The sequence below is a fragment of the Dinoroseobacter sp. S375 genome (genome assembly GCF_049800775.1).
GTDB lineage: Bacteria > Pseudomonadota > Alphaproteobacteria > Rhodobacterales > Rhodobacteraceae > Dinoroseobacter.
This window is the reverse complement of sequence record NZ_JBNAFR010000017.1, coordinates 32,936-51,503: the sequence shown is the minus strand read 5'-3', so window position 1 is coordinate 51,503 and position 18,568 is coordinate 32,936. Positions and strand designations below refer to the sequence as shown.

Annotated in this window: 17 protein-coding genes; 7 read left to right on the top strand and 10 right to left on the bottom strand. The window is 61.2% G+C overall.

Annotated elements, in window-relative coordinates; translation table 11 throughout:
- Positions 1 to 65: 65 nt before the first annotated feature.
- Entirely contained in the window at positions 66 to 881 is an 816-nt protein-coding gene (ehuB, locus tag ACP150_RS21590; protein WP_424968798.1) for an ectoine/hydroxyectoine ABC transporter substrate-binding protein EhuB, read from the bottom strand.
- Between the two features lie 244 nt (positions 882 to 1,125).
- Between ehuB and ACP150_RS21585 the strand changes: the two genes are divergently transcribed.
- The 5 genes from ACP150_RS21585 to ACP150_RS21565 all read left to right on the top strand — a co-directional run bounded on the left by ACP150_RS21585 (position 1,126) and on the right by ACP150_RS21565 (position 6,444).
- Positions 1,126 to 2,298 carry a pyridoxal phosphate-dependent aminotransferase gene (locus tag ACP150_RS21585; RefSeq protein ID WP_424968797.1) on the top strand — a complete coding sequence of 391 codons (1,173 nt, stop codon included), beginning with the start codon at positions 1,126 to 1,128 and terminating at the stop codon, positions 2,296 to 2,298.
- Between the two features lie 20 nt (positions 2,299 to 2,318).
- Positions 2,319 to 3,524: a M20 metallopeptidase family protein gene (locus tag ACP150_RS21580; RefSeq protein ID WP_424968795.1), complete on the top strand. Its 1,206-nt coding sequence runs from the start codon at positions 2,319 to 2,321 to the stop codon at positions 3,522 to 3,524.
- 85 nt (positions 3,525 to 3,609) lie between these two features.
- Positions 3,610 to 4,758 carry a RidA family protein gene (locus ACP150_RS21575; RefSeq protein ID WP_424968794.1) on the top strand — a complete coding sequence of 383 codons (1,149 nt, stop codon included), beginning with the start codon at positions 3,610 to 3,612 and terminating at the stop codon, positions 4,756 to 4,758.
- On the top strand, positions 4,755 to 5,747 hold the full coding sequence (gene araD1 / locus ACP150_RS21570) for an AraD1 family protein (RefSeq protein ID WP_424968793.1): 993 nt from the start codon (positions 4,755 to 4,757) through the stop codon (positions 5,745 to 5,747). Before ACP150_RS21575 ends, araD1 begins: the two co-directional genes overlap by 4 nt.
- 67 nt (positions 5,748 to 5,814) lie before the next feature.
- Positions 5,815 to 6,444, top strand: coding sequence for a GntR family transcriptional regulator (locus ACP150_RS21565; protein ID WP_424968791.1), 630 nt, complete (start codon positions 5,815 to 5,817; stop codon positions 6,442 to 6,444).
- Positions 6,445 to 6,499: 55 nt separating this feature from the next.
- Here ACP150_RS21565 and ACP150_RS21560 read toward each other — a convergent pair whose 3' ends face one another.
- The 4 genes from ACP150_RS21560 to ACP150_RS21545 are packed head-to-tail and all read right to left on the bottom strand — an operon-like array spanning position 6,500 to position 10,333.
- A complete protein-coding gene (locus ACP150_RS21560) occupies positions 6,500 to 8,005 on the bottom strand; it encodes a tripartite tricarboxylate transporter permease (protein WP_424968790.1) in 1,506 nt (501 codons plus the stop codon).
- 1 nt (position 8,006) lies between these two features.
- Positions 8,007 to 8,453 (bottom strand): tripartite tricarboxylate transporter TctB family protein, encoded by a 447-nt coding sequence (locus ACP150_RS21555; protein WP_424968789.1) that lies wholly within the window; start codon positions 8,451 to 8,453, stop codon positions 8,007 to 8,009.
- Entirely contained in the window at positions 8,435 to 9,367 is a 933-nt protein-coding gene (locus ACP150_RS21550) for a BMP family ABC transporter substrate-binding protein (RefSeq protein WP_424968788.1), read from the bottom strand. Before ACP150_RS21550 ends, ACP150_RS21555 begins: the two co-directional genes overlap by 19 nt.
- A 3-nt stretch (positions 9,368 to 9,370) precedes the next feature.
- A complete protein-coding gene (locus ACP150_RS21545; protein ID WP_424968787.1) occupies positions 9,371 to 10,333 on the bottom strand; it encodes a Bug family tripartite tricarboxylate transporter substrate binding protein in 963 nt (320 codons plus the stop codon).
- A 251-nt stretch (positions 10,334 to 10,584) separates the two neighbouring features.
- Here ACP150_RS21545 and ACP150_RS21540 point away from each other — a divergent pair, with 251 nt between their 5' ends.
- Positions 10,585 to 11,436: a MurR/RpiR family transcriptional regulator gene (locus ACP150_RS21540; protein ID WP_424968786.1), complete on the top strand. Its 852-nt coding sequence runs from the start codon at positions 10,585 to 10,587 to the stop codon at positions 11,434 to 11,436.
- A 133-nt stretch (positions 11,437 to 11,569) separates the two neighbouring features.
- On the opposite strand, the gene ACP150_RS21535 is transcribed toward ACP150_RS21540, so the two are convergent.
- The 5 genes from ACP150_RS21535 to ACP150_RS21515 form a co-directional block, all read right to left on the bottom strand.
- A complete protein-coding gene (locus ACP150_RS21535) occupies positions 11,570 to 12,850 on the bottom strand; it encodes a helix-turn-helix transcriptional regulator (protein WP_424968785.1) in 1,281 nt (426 codons plus the stop codon).
- 64 nt (positions 12,851 to 12,914) lie between these two features.
- Positions 12,915 to 14,786, bottom strand: coding sequence for a serine hydrolase (locus tag ACP150_RS21530; protein WP_424968784.1), 1,872 nt, complete (start codon positions 14,784 to 14,786; stop codon positions 12,915 to 12,917).
- A gap of 642 nt (positions 14,787 to 15,428) precedes the next feature.
- Positions 15,429 to 16,172 carry an SDR family NAD(P)-dependent oxidoreductase gene (locus ACP150_RS21525; protein ID WP_424968783.1) on the bottom strand — a complete coding sequence of 248 codons (744 nt, stop codon included), beginning with the start codon at positions 16,170 to 16,172 and terminating at the stop codon, positions 15,429 to 15,431.
- A gap of 50 nt (positions 16,173 to 16,222) precedes the next feature.
- Positions 16,223 to 16,531 (bottom strand): Rieske 2Fe-2S domain-containing protein, encoded by a 309-nt coding sequence (locus ACP150_RS21520; RefSeq protein ID WP_424968782.1) that lies wholly within the window; start codon positions 16,529 to 16,531, stop codon positions 16,223 to 16,225.
- An 86-nt stretch (positions 16,532 to 16,617) separates the two neighbouring features.
- Entirely contained in the window at positions 16,618 to 17,586 is a 969-nt protein-coding gene (locus ACP150_RS21515; RefSeq protein WP_424968781.1) for a fatty acid desaturase, read from the bottom strand.
- A gap of 120 nt (positions 17,587 to 17,706) precedes the next feature.
- Here ACP150_RS21515 and ACP150_RS21510 point away from each other — a divergent pair, with 120 nt between their 5' ends.
- Positions 17,707 to 18,567: a LysR family transcriptional regulator gene (locus tag ACP150_RS21510; protein WP_424968780.1), complete on the top strand. Its 861-nt coding sequence runs from the start codon at positions 17,707 to 17,709 to the stop codon at positions 18,565 to 18,567.
- Position 18,568 lies beyond the last annotated feature (1 nt).

Below are 18,568 nucleotides of genomic sequence, written 5' to 3'. Positions count from 1 at the left end.
TTCGCTGCACCAGCGTTTGGCGGGAATGCTGCGGCCAACAAGCTGATGGGCCGCAGCAGAACGGGTCACTCGCTGCAGAGTTCCGCAGTTGTGAGTTTTGGCATTTCAGTTGCTTCCATGCCGTGGGCCTCAAGCGTGGCGACATGCGCACCGCTCTCGATCCGTTCCTTCAAGGCAACATTGAAAGCATCGACAAAGGCTTGGTCCTCGGGGCGGAATGCAAAGGCCCCATGGGCCATGGCAGGTTTGCCCGCGATGTCGCCAAAGGGCTCAACAATGATGAAGTCCTGTTCGGGCACGCCCGCGACCAGTGCCCGCGCGCCCGGCGCGTCGAGTGCATAGGCATCAGCGCGACCCGCGCGCACCGCCGCGATCGCGGTGGGGTTATCGGGGATTTGCATGATGTTCGCATCGGCAATGCCGCTGTCGCGCGCATATCCAACCTGTGCCGAGCCGCTGAGCGCGGCAACCTTCAGACCTTTTTCGGCGATATCGTCATAGGTTGCGATGCCATTTGGGTTGTCCGCCGGAACCACCAGTGTCTGTGGGATACCGAAGATCGGCTCCGAAAAGGACACCACTGCGCAACGTTCAGGTGTGACAAACATACCGGCGGCAACAACGTCGAACCGGCCTGCTTTCAAGCCGGGAATGAGAGCGCCCCACTCCGTTGCCTGCGCCGTGTCGATAGAGCCGCCCATGTCCTCGAGCACGGCTTTGAGAGTGTCGACATCCGTACCGGTCAACTCGCCGCCATCTGCGTTGTAGGAAAACGGCTGGAAATTAAAAAAGGCGACCTTGAGCCCGTCGCCTTTCGCAGTTTCGAGAAGATCAGCGGTGGCGGGCAAAGCGAGGCCACAGGCAGCAACAGCGCTGATCATGATCCGATGCAATTTCATTGAACAACTCCCCTTTGGTTGAGGGCCGTCGGTGTCAGATGCCGCGTTCCACTGTCGCCCCCACGTCGAGAGCTGGGTGACAGAAGTGCCCACTTTGTCGATGTCTGGACGTTACCCAGCTCTAATATTCTGTCAACAACTTTTAGGATCGTGTTTGTATATTATAAATAGACGAAGCTGAAATTTTGTGCTGATCTCCGCATAGCAGCTGGATTGGAGGGCTCTCATGCCGCGTGATTTTGGATTGAGTGATCGCCTGAGGGGCGTCGAATGGTCTGGCATCCGAAAGATGCACGCGATGGCCGACGGAATGGATGACGTGATCAATCTCGGGATAGGTCAGCCGGACTTTGATACGCCTTCACATATTATCCAAGCCGCCAAAGACGCATTGGATGCGGGCTACACGCGGTATCCCCCGGCGCGGGGTTTCGCTGACCTCCGCGCGGCCATTGCCGAAAAGCTGAAGCGGCAGAATGCGTTGAATGTCGATCCGGCCAAGCACGTCATGGTCACGGTCGGTGCAATGCAAGTCGTGTTCAATACGATGCTCAATCACGTCGAGCCGGGGGCCGAGGTCATCGTGATGGACCCCGGATATGATTACTTCAGTCAGATCAGGTTGTTCGGCGGGACGCCTGTATCCGTGCCGCTATACGAAGAAAACGGCTTCCGATTGAACCCCGACGATCTGCGCGCCGCTATTACCGAGCGAACCGTGATGATCGTTGTCAATTCACCCTCAAACCCAACTGGGGCGGTGTTTGATCGCGAGACATTGGAGGCCATCGCGGCCATCGCGACGGATCACGATTTGCTGGTGTTCTCGGATGAGCCTTATGAGGATCTGTGCTTCGATGATCGCGCGCATGTCTCCATTGCGTCGCTTCCGGGCATGTTCGAACGGACCATGACTGCGTTCACCTTATCCAAGACTTACGCCATGACCGGCTGGCGGGTCGGGTATGTCGTCGGGCCCGAGCGGATCGTCGATGAGATGGAAAAACTCATGGAGCATCTCGTCTCCGGGGTGACGGCGGTTTCCCAACGTGCGGCGCTGGCGGCAATCACGGGGTCGCAAGACTGCGTCGCAGACATGATGGCCGCCTACGCCCGCCGCCGAGACATTGTTGACACGGGGTTGAATGCGATCCCCCGGCTGTCCTGCGTACGGCCCGAAGCCACGTTCTACGCCTTCCCGAACATCAAGGCGACCGGCTTGTCGTCTTGGGATCTCGCGGAACATTTGCTCCAGAGCCAACGGGTCATCACCATTCCTGGCCCGATCTTCGGCCCTGCCGGAGAGGGGTACATCCGGATCTCCTTCGCCGTTCCCGACGATCAACTGAAGGATGCGATTGATCGCATTGCTGCCGGCATCGCGGCCCTCCCCGCCTAATTTACCAGAGGAAGAACACCATGCCCCGCGATCTCAGAAGCCGTGTGAGCGAACTGGAGCCGGAGTTGATCGCGCTTCGACGCGACTTTCATCAGCACCCTGAACTTGGTCTGGAGGAACACCGCACGTCAGGCATCATCGAGGACTATCTCAAAGACCTCGGGCTGGAAGTCTCGCGCATGGGGGAGACTGGCGTGATCGGTCTTCTGCGTGGCGGCCAGCCGGGCAAGACGTTGATGATGCGCGCCGACATCGACGCGCTGCCAATCGTCGAGGACACCGGGCTGGAGCATGCCAGCAAGGTTCACGGCAAGATGCATGCCTGCGGTCATGACGGACATACCGCGATGATGATGGTCGCGGCGAAGGTATTGGCGGAACAGCGTGATGACCTGAAGGGCGACATAAAATTCGTGTTTCAGCCGAACGAAGAACTCGGGTTCGCGGCGAACATGGTCGAGGCGGGTGTCCTGCACAATCCCACGGTAGACGCGGTCATCGGCACGCATCTGATGACAGACCTGCCGACTGGCTCTCTATCCGCGCAGGATGGCGCGGTGATGGCGGAAGCGAACGTCTTTAAACTGACGTTGAAGGGGCGTGGGGGTCATACGGCGATCCCGGACGATGCGGTCGATCCGATTTCAGCGGCCGCCGCAGTCGTTCAGCAGGCGCAGCTGCTTCTTGCGCGCGAGATCAGCCCGCACCGGGCCTGCGCCATCGTCTTCGGTTCGATCCATTCCGGAAGCGCTGCAAACATCATCCCGGAGCAAGCCGAACTGACAGGCACCGTCCGTTGCCTGTTCGAATCGCGGGCAGACAAGGGCGAAACGGTCTTGGAACGGTTTGAGCGGATCGTGCGCAACGTCTGCGCAGCGCACCGCGTCGACGTCGAGATCGAATGGACGGCCTTTGACCCGCCTACCGTGAACGACCCCCTCCTGACAGCCACCATGCGCGAGGCCGCCGCCACGGTGATTGCAGGCACCGACCGTCAGCTTGTTCCCTACGTCACGATGATCGGCGAGGACTTTGGGGAATTCGCCATGCACGTGCCGGGAACCTTCTATTTCATTGGCGTTGGCAATCCCGACAAGGGCACCGACTGGCCCCATCACCACCCGAAATTCGACATCGACGAAGACGCGTTGGCCATCGGTGTGGAGATGCACGTCTCTGGCGCACTCGCCTATCTCGACAGTCAATTGAGCAACGAAACGCGCTGAGGCGCAGAGCAGGGAGGGCGCAGTCTTGCCAAGGCGCAATTACAATCCAAAAAACTTCGAACTCGACGTTGACCATCCTTGGACGATGGCGATGCACACCAATGACATGATCGTCTTGAACCCGCAGCTTGACCTTGATCATCCCGATGATCTGGACACTCAGACTGTGGTCGCGTGTGGCCATATCGGTCCATTGCTGGCCGAGTTTGGAGCTGGCCCTGCGGACATCGTTCATCTGCGGGTGTCCTATGTAAACACCGGCGAGGTCGACGAAGATGTTTATCGCGCGCGGGTGCTAGAGCTGATGCCCGGGCTTGATGGTGCCGTCATCGACATGGTGCCGTTCGACCGTTTGGTCCTGCCGGAACTGCTGGTCGAAATCTGCACCTATGCCATGAAGGCGCAAGACGGCCACCGACTGCCCCGCAAGGCGGTCACACAAGATACGCTTTACGCGCCCGAACGCCCCTTGGCGCACGGCCTGCGTGTCGGCAGCATGGTCTACACTGGGCTTCAATCTGCGCGCAGCACTGATGGCGCCGTTCTGCATGCGGGCGACGCACCAGCGCAGCTTGCCGTTCTGCTGGATCACCTTGCGGCGACGCTGGACGCACTCGGGGCCGACCTTGCAGATGTGGTGCGGTTGAACCTCCACTACGATGTCACCTTGCCAGACGACGCCTGGCAGAGATGCCTGCGCCTGTTGGCAGAGCGGATACCAGGTGGGGGTCCCGCACTGACGGCGATTCCCTTGCCGAGAGTGTTCCCTGACGGTTGCGCGATTAACCTGTGTGCCTGGGCCATGCGCGGCGACGATGGCACCCGGCTTCCCATGCAGCGACATCCGGAGGGACGCACGGCGCCAGGGCCACTGCTATGGCGTCAAACTCTGGTCTGCGAGGATATGGTTTTCGCCGGTGGATTGGCAGCCTTGGCAGCGGATGGCACGGTCGCGGCCCCTGGCGATCATATCGCGCAGACTCGCGGCACGCTCGACGCGATGGAAGCTTCCTTGGACGCTTGCGGCACCAGCCTTCGGGACGTTCACAAGACCAATTCCTACTATGTCCTGAACACCGTCCAGGGGTTCAACGATAACCTGCAACTGCGCAGCGACCGTTTCACCAAACCGGGGCCAGCATCTGTCGGGCTGCCCCTGGACGCGCTGAGCCTGCCCGGACAATCAATCGAAATGGAAGCAATCAGCATATTGGACAAGGACGCGCCCCAATGACGTACAGGCTCTCTCAGGTCGATCTGGCAGACGGATCGCGCGTCGTCACCGCTCGGCGGGGCGAGGACGCGGCAAGGATTCTGTCGGGTACCACAACTCTGCGCGATCTGGCTTTGGACGCAATCAATGCCGGTCGCAGCTTGCCGGACCTGATCACCGAAAGGATGACAAGCGATACGGTGTCGCTCGAAGACGCCCTGGCGCAGGGCCGTATTCGCGTTCCTATCGACCACCCGGACCCCGCCCATGTTTTGGTCGCGGGTTCTGGCTTGTCGCATCGCTCGTGGTACGAGGCGCAACCCGACCACGGACCGGACCCGGAAAAATGGCCGGATTACTACAAGATCTTGCGGCTCGGGGACGAAGGCGGGCGACCTGCCGAGGGTGAAATCGGCGCGCAGCCGGAATGGTTTTACAAGGGAAACGGGAGCATTCTGGTGCGTCCCGGCGGTGCTGTTGAACATCCCTTCTATGGTGTTGGCCCGGGTGAAGAGGCCGAGATCGCAGGACTTTATGTTGTTGGTGCAGACCTGAAACCGTACCGGATCGGCTTCTCATTGGGGAACGAGTTTTCGGACGAAGAGATGTATTTTCGCAATGTCTACCATCTGGCTCAGTCAAAGCGTCGGCAGGTGTCCCTTGGTCCCGAGGTGCTGATCGGCGCTCCGCCGTCGGATCTTCGGGCACATATCGCCCTGAGACGCGGCGAGGACGTGATCTGGGATGCACATTTCGGCACAGGCGAAGACAACATGTTGCACAGCTTTGCCAATATCGAGGCGCACACGTTCAAATATCGCGACGGCCTTAGCGAAGGGGATGTTTTTGTCCTCTACTTTGGCAACGCGGTGATGAGCACCGAAGAGGGGCAAAAGATTGAAGACGGGGATGTGTTCGAGCTTCGTGCAGAGCCTTTCGGTCTGGCTCTGATAAACTCCGTGCGCTTCGGCGCCCCGTTCGACGTGGGCCCCGCAAAAGACCTGTGGTGAGGCCAGTATATCTTGCGACCCCCAGCACATCACTGATATGCTAATGGCTCTCAGAGAGGCTGTTCCCGTGTCAGACACTATACACAACAAGTTGCGCGAAAAAATCCTGAACGGGAGTTACAGCACAGGCGCGATCCTGAAGGAAAAGGATCTCGCAGAGGAGTTCGGCGTCAGCAGGACACCGGTGCGCGAAAGTCTTGCCCGGTTGGAGTGGGAGCGTCTTGTGACGATTATCCCTCGCGCGGGCGCACTGGTTGCGCCGATTGAGATCGCTCTGGTCAAGGAAGCGTACAAGGTTCGCTACGTGCTTGACGGACAACTAGGCCGGGAGGCGGCGAAACGCGTCACGGCCCAGCAGATTGCCGACATGAAAGAGTTGCGCGAGGAGTGTGCAGGTCTCGTCGCGTCAGGCTCGCAGTCCGAACTCAACAGTGTGACCCGTCGCTTTCGTGGCGTGCTCGGAGAGGCTTGCGGTAACCGGATACTGGCCGAGCTTACCGAACAACTATTCAACGTTTCCGTTCGGGTCTGGCAAGGTTTGCACGATCCGGATTCACATTCCGAACTCGCAAACGCGCTGCTGTCGGAAATGGATTCCACCATCGCCGCGATGTCAGCCCGCGACCCGGATGACGCCGAAAAAATCATGCAGGACGCCATCGATTACTATACGGCGCGCCTACGGGAAATGTTTTAAAGGCTCGCTCCTTGGACTGATCGCAATAGCGCGAGAGTCCAATTGGAGCAGCGGATTACGACCTTCTTCGAAAGACCGCCCCAAACAGACGTCTTGGCGATATCGTTGAGAACAAGAGCAGCAAGGCGCCAATAGCCAGGAGCACCGCGCTGCCAGGCCGTTCGAGGAAGACCATCGGGTCCCCGCGGGACAACAGCATCGCGCGCCGAAAGAACTCTTCCATCATAGGTCCGAGGACGAACCCGATCAGCATGGGGGCGGGTTCGAACCTGAAAAGTCGCAGGACGTAGCCGATCACGCCGAATGCGAGTGTCGCCCAGACATCCTTCAGCGAGTTCGAGATGCCGTAGACACCGACGCAGATCATCATGATGACCGTCGGATAAAGGTAGTAATGGGGCACGCGCAGAAGCCGGACCCAAAGGCCGATCAGGGGGATGTTCAGGATCAGCAGGAACATGTTTCCAAACAGGAAACTCACAATCAGCCCCCAAAACAGATCCGGATGGTCCGAAATCAGACGCGGCCCCGGGGTGATGCCATGGATCATCAGGGCGCCAATCATCAACGCCATCGTGGTAGACCCGGGGATACCCAGTGTCAGCGTCGGGATGAACGCGGTCTGCGCGGCGGCGTTGTTGGCGGCCTCTGGCACGACCACGCCTTCGATCGCGCCGTTTCCGAACTCTGCCTTGTTCTTGTTGATCCGCTTCTCCAGGGCATAGCCGACGAAACTTGCCACGGTTTGCCCCGTCCCCGGGAGGGTGCCAAAGAACGACCCGGTGGCCGAGCCGCGCAAGGCGGGAAAGACACTGCGCAGCCATTCGGCGCGCGTCGGGAAGAACCCCCGCCACGAAAGTTTCGCGCCGGCATAGCTTTGGGTCGCGCCGCGCAGCGAGACCATCACTTCGGACACACCAAAGAGCCCCATGGCAACCACGACCAGCGAGACGCCGTCGCGCAACTCGGGGATGCCGCCCGTGAACCGGGTCTCGCCGGAATTCACGTCAACGCCAATTGTCCCCAGAAGGACGCCCAGACACACCATCATCAGACCCCGGAGCGCCCCTGTGGAGCTGACGATGGAGGCTGCGATCAGGCCAAGCACCATGACGGAAAAATACTCGGCGGGTTGGAACAAAAGGGCGAACTCTGCCAGCCTGGGCGCAAGCAACACGATGACGATGACACCCACGATCGCCCCGAAGAAGGACGCCACGGATGTCGCGAAAAGCGCGAGGCCCGCGCGCCCCTGACGTGCCATCGGATAGCCGTCGATGCACGTGACCGAGGAAGACGGCGTTCCGGGAATATTCAACAGGATCGAGGCGATGGACCCGCCATACTCCGCCCCATAGTAGACGCCCGCCAGCATCACCAAGGCCGTCGACGGCTCCAGGTAGAAGGAGACGGGCAGCAGCATGGCAACGGCGGCCAAGGGCCCGACACCGGGCAGGACCCCGATAAAGGTTCCGAGCAAGACACCGACAAAGCAGTAAAACAGGTTTGTCGGCGTGGCAGCCGTTTCGAGCCCAAGCGCGATATTTGCCAGAAGGTCCATATCAGGGCCACCGAACCGCGACGAAGGGCATGCCAAGCCCTTGCACAAAGATCAGCCAGACCCCGACCGCCACTCCCAGCGCCAGCGCCAGCCGCGGCAGCCAGCGAAAGCCCGGAATGGCTGATCCCGTGGCGAAGACGGCGATCGCGGTGGCGGGCAGCACCCCGAAGAGCGGGGTCAGAAACGCAAAGGCCCCTACCCCGGCGAACACGCCCAGAACGGCGATAGGATCGGCGCGCTCTGTCTCGACCGGTGCGCGCAGGTCCTGAAAAATGCTGATGATGGCGAGGGCCACCAGAATGCCGCCCACAAGCATCGGGAATGCCCCGGGCCCCATGCGCCGGAAGGAGCCGAGATCTAGCGTGGCCACGGCCCCTATGGTAAATGTCAGGCCCGCCGCCAGCATGATGAGCGGTCCGATCAGAGACATCACTGTGTCGCGTCGCATGGCACCTCATCCGGATTGAACTCGTCGCCAGTATACTCTTTGGGTACGGCAATCCGGCCCGTGCGAATGCCCTCGGCGAAATCCTCGATTTCGTCAGAGATCGCCTGCGGAACCTCCCGACCGAGGGACAGGCTTATGAAATCCCCCTCTGCCAAACCGAACTCGACAACATGGTCCGGAACCTGGCCGCCCACCATGTCCCGAATGGCATGACGCACCCCGGTATCTATCCTCGCGATGGCTGACGCGACGAACACAGCCGGGTCGCGCGCAACCCAATCCAAGGCGTTTCCGATTTGCCGGGTGCCGTTTTCGCGACATGCGCGGATCGCACCGCCGCGCGCGCCGTTCAGCATTGTAAACAGGATGTCGGCACCCGCAGCGATCTGTGCCGAGGCCCATCGATAGGTCACGTCACCATCGTCCTGAGTGCCACAGAACCCGGTCAGCACGCCCACGGACGGATCGGCATGCGCCACACCGGCCGCAAAGGCGGCGCGCCCTTTCAGCCCGGGCGGCACACGGTGCCCGGACAGATGGGCGACGGTGCCGCTTTGCGTCAGGCGCGCGGCGAGGCAGCCCGCGAGAAAGGCCGAGTCTTCCTGCCGCACGTCATAGGATGCCAGGTTCGGCCCGGTCTGGTTGCCTTGAACGATGGCAAACCGCTTGTCGGGACAGGCCCTGGCCAGTTCCGGCGTGGCCAGATTGCCCTGCCCCCCGATAAAGACCAGCCCGTCATGGTCTGGCAGAATGGCCGCCATCCTGTTTCGGATCTCGGGCTGGTCATAGCTGACGCCAGAGACGATGCTGATATCTGCAAGGCCCTCGGCCGACGCCGCCTGAGCTCCGGCCAGAGCGCTGGCATTGAAGCCAGCGTCCTCGACCTCTCCGACGAAAAAGACAGCGATCTTCATGGGTTATTTGAGCGCCGATTGCACAAGCGGCGTCCATTGCTCAAGCTGGCTGGCCACGTAATCCGAGAACTCCGCGCTCTCCTTCGGTGCGCGCACCAGACCCCAGCTGTCGAATTGCGCAACCACATCTTCGGAGGCCATGGCCTCTACGAGCGCGGTATCGAGTTTCGCCTTGATCTCGTCCGGCACACCGGCCGGTGCGCTGACACCGAGCCAGTTCTCGGCGACGACGTCATAGCCCAACTCGCTAAATGTCGGGACGTCTGGCAGCGAGGACAAACGCTCGGTTGCACTGACGGCGAGCGCCACGGCGGTTCCTTCCTGAACCGAAGGCAGGTTTTGCGGCACGGCGTCGAAAATGGCCGGCACGACGCCGCTCCGGAAGTCGAGCCGCATCGGGCCTGACCCTTTGTAAGGGACATGGAAGAGCTCTGTGTCGGTCACATTCTGGAAATGTTCCGCCATGACATGGCCCCAGGACCCAACGCCCGAGCTGCCATATTCATATTTTTCCGGCTCGGCCTGCGCGGCATCGATCATCGCTTCGAGCGTGTCGATGTTCAGCTCGGGCGACACGAACAGCGCGAGATTGACCGTGCCGATATAGGTGATGTGATCAAAATCCGCGATGGGATCATAGGGCGTGTCGGGAAAGCGGATTGGTGCCACATTGAACGGCGTGAGATTCGACAACATGAAGGTGTGCCCGTCGGGTTCCGCCGTCTGCAGCGCAGTCGCCGCAACCGTTCCGGCGGCGCCGGGTTTGTTCTCGACAACGAATTGCTGTCCCAGCGCGTCCGACAGTTTTTCGGACAGAAGCCGGGCCACCAGATCGCTCGATCCACCGGGCGGGAAGGACACGAGGATCCGAACCGGCCGTTCGGGCCAGCTTGTTTCGGCGAGTGTCGGGGTCGCGAGGGCGGCGATCGACGCCGCTGTGACGGCAAGGAGGGTTCTACGTTTCATCAGTATTCTCCCGAGTTGGATATGAAACCACGGTACCATCCGATCCCGGGATCGACGTAAAAAGAAACCACAGTTTCTTACCTGAAAGCCGCCCGCCTTCAATCATCGCCTGTTTTTCGGGCGGATTTCCCGCACTAATGGTGGATCTTCACTCATCGCTGCCACTGAAAATAAGCCCTCCCCGCGCACCCGTCCCTCGAATCAAGTGGTTCGGGCTTGCCTGAAATCATGCGACGACGCATTCTCTCGGAATGAAATTTGAGTTTCACGAAGATGCGTCCTTCCTGAGCAGAATCAAAGCCGCGCTGCCGGAGTTGAACCGCGCAGAGCGGACCCTGGGGACCTTTCTTCTCGAGTTTCCGGGGGATCTTGCCTCCTACGACGCGCAGGAGCTGGCGCGGCTGAGCGGCGTCTCCAAGTCAACGGTGTCGCGCTTTGTCCGGCGGTTGGGCTTCGAGAACTACGAAAGTGCCCGCCGCGCGGCCCGCGCGGAAAGCCAGCGCGGATCGCGGTATTTCCTTGCGCATTCGGAACATGTCCCCCCCGAAGAACAGCTCGCCACCAGTCTGGAGGAAGAGTTGGAGAATGTGTCCCGGACGTTCGAGCGCATCGATATGGCCGAGCTCGATGCACTGGCGACAGCCATCGCGACGTCGCGCAAGGTCTGGGTCGCCGGATACCGGATCAGCCACAGCTTTGCGTCCTATGTCTATTGGCAATTGATCAAAGTGGTTCCCGAAGCCGCCCTGATCCCGCAGGCCGGGGAAAGCCTGGGCGAGCATTTTGCCGCCATGCAACCGGACGACGTCGTGATCTGGATCGCCCTTCGCCAAAAGATGGGCAACACGGACGCCGCGCTCCTGCAACTGGATCGGTTGGGCATTCCGACCGCCTTGATCACGGATGATGGCACCGAACCGAACCACCGCATGAAATGGCATTTCCGCTGCCGGATCGAAACCTCAAGCCCCCAGTTCAACCACGCCTCCGTCACCTCCCTGTGCCATCAGATCGTCACGCGCGCGACGCTGAGAGCCGGGCTTGACGCCCGCACCCGACTGCGCCGGATTGACGAGTTCAACACGGAATTGGGCGAGGTCTAGCCACCGCGATCCGCCCAAGATCCCGGCCATCCATGGCCCTCGCGCCAGCGCTCAAACCCGACCGGAAAGCCCCGGATCAAACCGGCCCTGAGGGGGCGGAAGGTCAGAAGCGCCCGCGAGATTGAAGACCGGTTCAAGAGACGCTCTGAACCGGGACGCCTTGCTGACGGGCATCCACAGTGGGGTCCGGCGTTTGGATCACGCTGTCTGTGTTTCCACTCTTGCGATACTGCGAAGGCGTGACCCCAAACTCTCGTTTGAACGCCGTGTAGAACGAGGATCGCGAGTTGAACCCGACCTCGTAGGCGATGGTCAGGATGGTCGCCTTGCTCGTACGGAGCTGGTTTGCAGCCGCGCGAACCCGCCAGCGGTTCACATAGTCGAAGAACCGCTCACCGAGTTTCTCGTTCAGGGCCTGGGATGCGTAATGGGTCGTCACACCGATCCGCCCGGCCAGATCCCACAAGGACAGATCCGGTTCGAGATAGAGTTTCTGCTCTGCCATCAGCGCTTCGATCTTGCCGGCAATCCTGTCGAGACGGACGTCATCCAAGTTGGATTTGCCGTATTTTCGCACCGGCAGCGCGGGCTCGACCTTTGCAATATCTTGCGGGGGCGGCAGCGTTATCCCGGGACTTTGCCGCATCCCCCAAAGGGCAATGCTCCAGATCAGGATGTAATTGACCGCGATCGCCGGGAGGAGCGAGCCAAAACTATCTGCGCCCGGCTCCTCCAGGTCGAACAGGGACGCAACAATCGAGATCAGGTTGAAGCCCCAGAACACCAATACGGCGGCTGCAAGCCACCAGACCCAAGCCATTTCCCGTGCCTCGGTACTGGCAAAGAAGTCCTTCAGGCGGCGTCGATACTGTTTCAGCCGCCTGAGGATCAGGATGGCGTAGATCGGGAGCAATCCGTAGAAAAGCACTGTCGAAAGATAGAGCCCGATCAGCGCCAGTGTCTGCCAGACGACCATGTGCTCTGCACCCGGCTGGAGCCCATCCTGCAAGGCGCGGGGCAAGAGCAGGATGTAGATAGACACGACACAGGCAAATCCGACGGGAAGGCTGTGCCAGACCAAGCGCAGCCGCGTGGGTTCCCGCGTCGGATCATCGGTCAACCGAATGACGAACAGCCAGAGCAGCACGGGCTGGACCATGGTCAGGGGGATCTCGATCAACTCAAGGGCGATGTGCAGGAATGTCGGGTCTGCAGCCCCGCGCAGGGCACTGGCAGGCAGGCTCAACAACTCAATCGCATTGGCCCAAAAGAACAGCGCCAGCGGCAGGCGAACCTGCCGATGCTTGTCCGGCAATAGCAGCAGATGTCCGCAAAACGCACACAGCACCAGCAACCCGGTCCCGGTCGCCAGACGCAGGGTTTCGACATCGAAATTCAGATATGTGGGATCCATGCGAAACCCGCAGTTAATGGTGGGCGCATACTCGCATATGCGCCCCTTGGTTTCGGTCGCGCGGTCAGAAGATGAAGCAGTCTTCCGTCAACACCTCTCCGCCGGTTCCAAAGACGGTCAGGTCCGAGTCGCCGTAGCTGATATGCGCGTAATTCCCGTGGGACTTGATCTCCAGATCTTCGAAACGCAAGCCGGTTTCGGAGAAATCGAGCTGATCCTCCTCTGTGTTGAAGCCAAAGATGCGGTCCTGACCGGAATCTTCGCGGAAGACAAAATTGTCCGCGCCCTCGCCGCCCCACATGAAATCGCGCCCTGTGCCGCCGTCGATGACGTCGTCACCGTCGCCTCCACGGATTCTGTCATCGCCATGTCCACCGGACAGCATGTCGTCGCCCTGACCGCCACGGACAAGGTCGCTTCCGTCGCCGCCATCGATCCTGTCATTGCCAACTTCTCCGCGCAGGAAGTCATCTCCGGCGCCACCGGAAATGCTGTCATCGCCGTCGCGTCCTCGGATGACGTCGCGCCCCTCGCCACCGTCGATCTTGTCGTTGCCATAGCCCCCCCGCAGCAGGTCATTGCCCTCGCCGCCGATCAGTTGATTGTCGCCATGGGCTGCATCCGGAGCGTGACGAAGCACATCGATGAGGTCCTGACCATCGGTGCCGATGGACAAGGTCGACCCGTCCGAAAAGGTGAAGCGACCTGTGTCGAGATCCCCCAGGCCACCTTCGAATGTCAGGCTGGCATTGCCCAGTTCAAACACAGTGACCGGCCCGCCCGGCGCATCTTCATCCTCCGTCAACGAAATCTCGGCCGCCGTGCCCGCGATCGTAAAGCTCTCATCGGACGGGTCGAAATTGGCCCAGCTCTCGTCGTTGAAGATTTCGGCGAAGGCCGCAACCAGCAGCTCCGTCGGTTCCGCATTCGAATGGGTCGCCGCGATGGAGTAGATGGTGCCAGACTCGACATGCAGGAACGTTGCGGTGTTTGTCCCCAGCGTCCCCCCCGCGAACCCGATGAACTGTTGCCCATACGCGGTGCCCGACGACAGGCCAAGGCTCTCCCCGTCCAGACTTGGGGTGCCATCCGCGGCACGGAAGTCCAGCATTTCTTCCAGTAGCTCGGGCGGCAGCAGCGTGCGCGAGACAAGCAACGCGTCCATGAACCGGATCATGTCCGACGTGGTCGAGACCGCCCCGCCAGCCGCGCCAAAATTGATGGGGACATCCGTGACGTCCAAAACCTCTCCGGGGAACAGCTCCGCATAGGATCGCAGCATACCGTCGGTTTGGCCGTCGGATCTCATGGAGCTGTCATCCATGCCCGCGACCGAGAAGACGCGCTCGGACATCACGTCCGCAAAACTGTCGCCCGTCGTTTGTTCGATCAGCTTCTGCAGCAGCAGGTAGTTCGTGTTTGAGTAGCCATAGGAGTCCCCTGGCGCAAAGTCGGCGGGCTGATCTGACACAAGCGCCAACATGTTGTCGGGCCCAAAGGGTTGCGTGGGATCGTCCAGCAGCTGTTCGATGAAGGCCGGCAAACCCGCCTGCCCCGGGATCGCATTGAAATCGGGGATACCGGACCGGTTTTCCAGCAATTCGCGCACGGTGACATCGTTGATGTTGGGGATGTCTTCGAGGCCGGTGAGGTCCATCTGCTCGGCCAGGGGCGCGTCGAAATCGATCGCACCTTCACCGACCAGTTGTTGCACGATCACGGAGGTCATCATCTTGGTCTGCGACCCAACCTCGAACGTGTTGTCGGTGCTGGCGGCTGTGTCTCCATCCAGCGCCGTGGTTCCGGCAGCGTTCTGCACCGATAAACCGCCGCGCGCGATTTCAAGCAGCACCGCAGGTGCCGGGTTGCTGTCTGCAAACTCCTGCAAGGCCTCTGCAGGACCGGAGTTCAGGGCGTCAGGGTCGAATAGGGACATGGTGTCTATCCTCGTCGGGGTCAAAAACAGGACGGGCCACGTGGCCCGCTGCGCTGCACTAGGTTGATCTGACGGGTTCATGCGTCCGGATGGGTCGGCACGGACAAATCATCCGGTCGGACAGCCGAAACCTGGCGAGACACCCGCCCGACACGGACACTGCCGTCATCGGAGGGGCGAAACGCCCGCCCTGGCGCGCGCACAGCGCCGCACTCCGCAGGATGCGACCGCAGCGTGTCCCGCCTTTGACGGACCACACGCCGGTGACGATGCTCATCTGACACCGTCAGCTCCGGGTCGTTCCTTGCGATGAAGAGCTCAGGCTGAGGGACCTGTGCTGCACTTGCTCCGGGGTCGGCAACGACCCCAAACGGTCGAATGCCCAGCCTTGCAAGGAGGGCAGGTTCATCCGGTGCCCGGGTTTTTGGGAAAGCTTGCGGTGTCTGCACGCACGGATGACGCGATCGAAGGACACAAGTCCTGGATTGCCTGCGCTCAGGAGCCAAACACTCCGCTGAACGGAGAAGGCTTGGACGGCTCGGCGGACATGGGGCGTCAACGACGTGGACTGGATTTGAATTTTGGGGGGAGCTGTCGTCTTGGTCTCCCCCCACCATGTAGCGCCCCGGGAGGCAGGCGCCGTCATTTCGCGGTAAAGCCTCCATCGGCCATCAGCAGCTGCCCGGTGACGAAGTTCGACGCCGGCGCGCACAGAAACACCAACGGCCCGTCGAGATCGCCGTCCCGCCCATTCCGTCCGATGCAGGTCTGGGCGGCATTCCGGGCGGCCCGGTCCGGGTCGGCGAAGACCGCCTCGGTCAGTTCCGTCTCGAAAAAGCCCGGTCCGAGCGCGTTCGCGTTAATGCCGTAACGGGACCAGGCTTCGGCCATGGCGCGCGTGAGCTGGACGATGCCCCCCTTGCTCGCGCCATAGGCGATGCCCCCGGGGAAGGCCCTTGTGCTTTGGGCCGAGGCGTAGTTCACGATCCGCCCCCAGCCGCGCGCCTTCATGGCGGGCACCAGACGCTGGGACAGCGCGAAGGGCGCTGTGAGGTTCACCGCGAGGGTCTGGTCCCACCCCTCATCGGTGACGTCATCGGCGATCTGGCGCAAGTTCAGCCCCGCCGCGTGAACGACGATGTCCGGCGCGCCAAAGGGCGCCGTGAGCCGCGAGACCAGCGCGTCGAGTCCGGCTCGATCCGCCACATCCCCGGGGACGGCGCGGATACGCTCCCCCTCGAGGCTGCGCAGGGGCTCGGCCCGCCGGGCCACCGCCAGCACCTTGGCCCCCCGTCGCGCCAGGGCCAGTGCGCCCTGGCGACCGAGGCCCGAGGACGCCCCGGTCACCACGGCGACTTTGCCCGTCAGATCGAAGGGATCAGTCATCGGCGCAGATCCGCACCCGCCGGGCGGTCCGGTGGGTGACAGCTTGCGCCTCAGACACGGACAAAGACCACGCCATCGCGCACATCGACCTCATAGGTCGCCAGATCTTCGCAGACCGGTGCCGAGAGCGCCTTGCCGGTGATCAGGTTGAAACGCCCCTGATGGAGCGGGCACTCGATCACATCGTCGATCACCAGCCCCTCTTCGAGATGCTGCGCTTCATGGGTGCACATCCCGTCGGTGCAGAAAAACCCCTTTGGGGTGTTGTAGATCGCGTAAGTTTTGTCGCCGTGATCCCAGCGGATCAGGTCCTCTTCATCAATCTCCGACGTGTGACACGCCTGGATCCATTCCGACATTCTGTGACCCTTGTTTTTTTATGGAAGGTTGCTGCGGGCGCGCGCGCACCAGCCGACGGGGTCGCCGGCTGGTGCGGGGGCGGCCCCTAGGACGAGGTCTGGGGGTGTTCCCAGGTGACGCCCTGCTTGTTCGAGATCTTCTCGAGGATTTCGCCATGCACCTTGGGATAGCTTTCGCCCACCGGGTGCAGCTTGTCTTTCACCGCCTCATGCATCCGCCCCAGCGCGTGGAAGGGGACCATCGGGCAGAGATGGTGCTCGGCGTGATAGGGCATGTTCCAGAACAGGAAGTAGACCAGCCGCGAGGTTTTGGTGGTGCGGGTATTGGTCCGCAGATCCGGGCCTTCCTCGCATTCGCCATGCTCCGACAAGCGGATCCAGCGCATCAGCGGTTCCCCCACCAGGCGCGGTACGATCCACAGCCACAGGGCCAGCAGGCTCTGGAAGTAGATCGAGGCGACAAACACGGCGAAATAGATGGCCAGAATGATCCGGGCTTCGCGGGTGGCACGGGGCACTTCGCTCGCGGGGATGAAGTATTTCTGGGATTCCGCGATCTTGCCGAACGGGTGCTTGAACATCCAGATCAGGCCGCGTTTCCAGAACGCATAGGCGGACACATAGACTATGTAATCCACGACCGTCATCCGCTCGGGCAGCATGTCCGGATCCTTGCCGCGGATCTGCGTATAGGTGTGGTGGGTCGCGTGGTAGTAGCGAAAGAAGGTCGGCGGCACCATGTAGATCAGGCACACCACCCAGTAGACTGCCTCGTTCAGCCAGCGGGTCCGGAACGGCGTGCCGTGGCTGCATTCATGGCACGGGGCAAAGAGGAACGCGAGCACTGCCGCATGCATCGCCATGGTGGGCACGACCCACCATGTTCCGAGGGTCTGATAGACGAGAAACCCCGTGAAGATCATCACACCCATATGGCCGAAGAAGTTGATCAGACCCGGCAGGTCGGATCGTTTCATGTATTGCTTGAGCTCTTTCTTCGAGATCACCTGATCCCGGCCGAAAGCCAGCCCTGACTCTGGAGTGGCAGATGACATGTCCAGGCCTCCTTTTCGTTGTCTGTCTCAGTTGCGATGGCTCAAGGTTTCACGGGCCAGCACAGCGATCAAAGTCAAAACGCGGCTTGATGGATCAAGGAATTAAATCTATAAAACGGCATGGGTGGGCACGTTCCTTCGATCAATAATTTGCGGGCTTTCGAGGCTGCCGGACGCCTGGGAAGTTTCAACCTCGCGGCGGATGAGCTGAACCTCAGCCAGCCAACGGTCAGCTACCGGATTGCAAAACTTGAAAGCGATCTCGGTGTGCTGTTGTTCCAACGGCTGACCCGCCGCATTGCACTGACCAAGGACGGGGAAGAGTTCCTGCCTGTGGTCGCGGCGGCGCTGAAACAGCTGCAGGAGGGGGTCGACAAGCTTGGCATCGGCGCAAAACGCACGATTTCGGTCACCCTCAGCAGCTATCTCGCGCTGCGCTGGCTGTCGCCCCGTTTGTCCAGTTGGTCGGCGCGGAATCCGAATGTCGGCATCCATCTCGACCACGACATGCGCAAGGGCGCCGAAGACAGTGATGTGGTCATCTACTGGAGCAAGAACGCGGCTGCGCAACAGGCCGCGCAATTGCTGTTTCCCACGGACATGACCGTCCATTGCACGCCCGAGATCGCCGCGACCCTGAACCGGCCCGAGGATGTGCTCAAATACCCGCTGTTGAAGCTGGCCCCCCATCTGGATCCCTGGTCGGACTGGTTGGCCCTGGCCGGGGTGGCTGAGCCCGAAACCATCCAGAGCCTGTGCATGACCGATTCCAACGTTCGGATCAAAGCCGCGGCGGATGGGCTGGGCGTCGTGCTCGCCAATCGGTTCGCCAAGCCCGAGCGGGACGCGGGCCTTCTGGTGCAGCCGTTTGATATCGCGCTGAAGGGGCCCGGCTTCTACTACCGGACGCAATCGTCCTCGCCCGATCTGGCGGACCGGTTCATTCGCTGGTTGAAATCGATGGCCGCGAAGGACGCGTAAA

What these genes read in the sequence shown, in the direction of transcription:
- ACP150_RS21530 (WP_424968784.1), bottom strand. Translation starts at nt 14,786, where the DNA reads ATGTCCCTATTCGACCCTGACGCCCTGAACTCCGGTCCTGCAGAGGCC.
- ACP150_RS21525 (WP_424968783.1), bottom strand. Translation starts at nt 16,172, where the DNA reads ATGACTGATCCCTTCGATCTGACGGGCAAAGTCGCCGTGGTGACCGGG.
- ACP150_RS21540 (WP_424968786.1), top strand. Translation starts at nt 10,585, where the DNA reads ATGAAATTTGAGTTTCACGAAGATGCGTCCTTCCTGAGCAGAATCAAA.
- ACP150_RS21580 (WP_424968795.1), top strand. Translation starts at nt 2,319, where the DNA reads ATGCCCCGCGATCTCAGAAGCCGTGTGAGCGAACTGGAGCCGGAGTTG.
- ACP150_RS21560 (WP_424968790.1), bottom strand. Translation starts at nt 8,005, where the DNA reads ATGGACCTTCTGGCAAATATCGCGCTTGGGCTCGAAACGGCTGCCACG.
- ACP150_RS21510 (WP_424968780.1), top strand. Translation starts at nt 17,707, where the DNA reads ATGGGTGGGCACGTTCCTTCGATCAATAATTTGCGGGCTTTCGAGGCT.
- ehuB (WP_424968798.1), bottom strand. Translation starts at nt 881, where the DNA reads ATGATCAGCGCTGTTGCTGCCTGTGGCCTCGCTTTGCCCGCCACCGCT.
- ACP150_RS21585 (WP_424968797.1), top strand. Translation starts at nt 1,126, where the DNA reads ATGCCGCGTGATTTTGGATTGAGTGATCGCCTGAGGGGCGTCGAATGG.
- ACP150_RS21515 (WP_424968781.1), bottom strand. Translation starts at nt 17,586, where the DNA reads ATGTCATCTGCCACTCCAGAGTCAGGGCTGGCTTTCGGCCGGGATCAG.
- ACP150_RS21575 (WP_424968794.1), top strand. Translation starts at nt 3,610, where the DNA reads ATGGCGATGCACACCAATGACATGATCGTCTTGAACCCGCAGCTTGAC.
- ACP150_RS21520 (WP_424968782.1), bottom strand. Translation starts at nt 16,531, where the DNA reads ATGTCGGAATGGATCCAGGCGTGTCACACGTCGGAGATTGATGAAGAG.
- ACP150_RS21545 (WP_424968787.1), bottom strand. Translation starts at nt 10,333, where the DNA reads ATGAAACGTAGAACCCTCCTTGCCGTCACAGCGGCGTCGATCGCCGCC.
- ACP150_RS21535 (WP_424968785.1), bottom strand. Translation starts at nt 12,850, where the DNA reads ATGGATCCCACATATCTGAATTTCGATGTCGAAACCCTGCGTCTGGCG.
- araD1 (WP_424968793.1), top strand. Translation starts at nt 4,755, where the DNA reads ATGACGTACAGGCTCTCTCAGGTCGATCTGGCAGACGGATCGCGCGTC.
- ACP150_RS21555 (WP_424968789.1), bottom strand. Translation starts at nt 8,453, where the DNA reads ATGCGACGCGACACAGTGATGTCTCTGATCGGACCGCTCATCATGCTG.
- ACP150_RS21550 (WP_424968788.1), bottom strand. Translation starts at nt 9,367, where the DNA reads ATGAAGATCGCTGTCTTTTTCGTCGGAGAGGTCGAGGACGCTGGCTTC.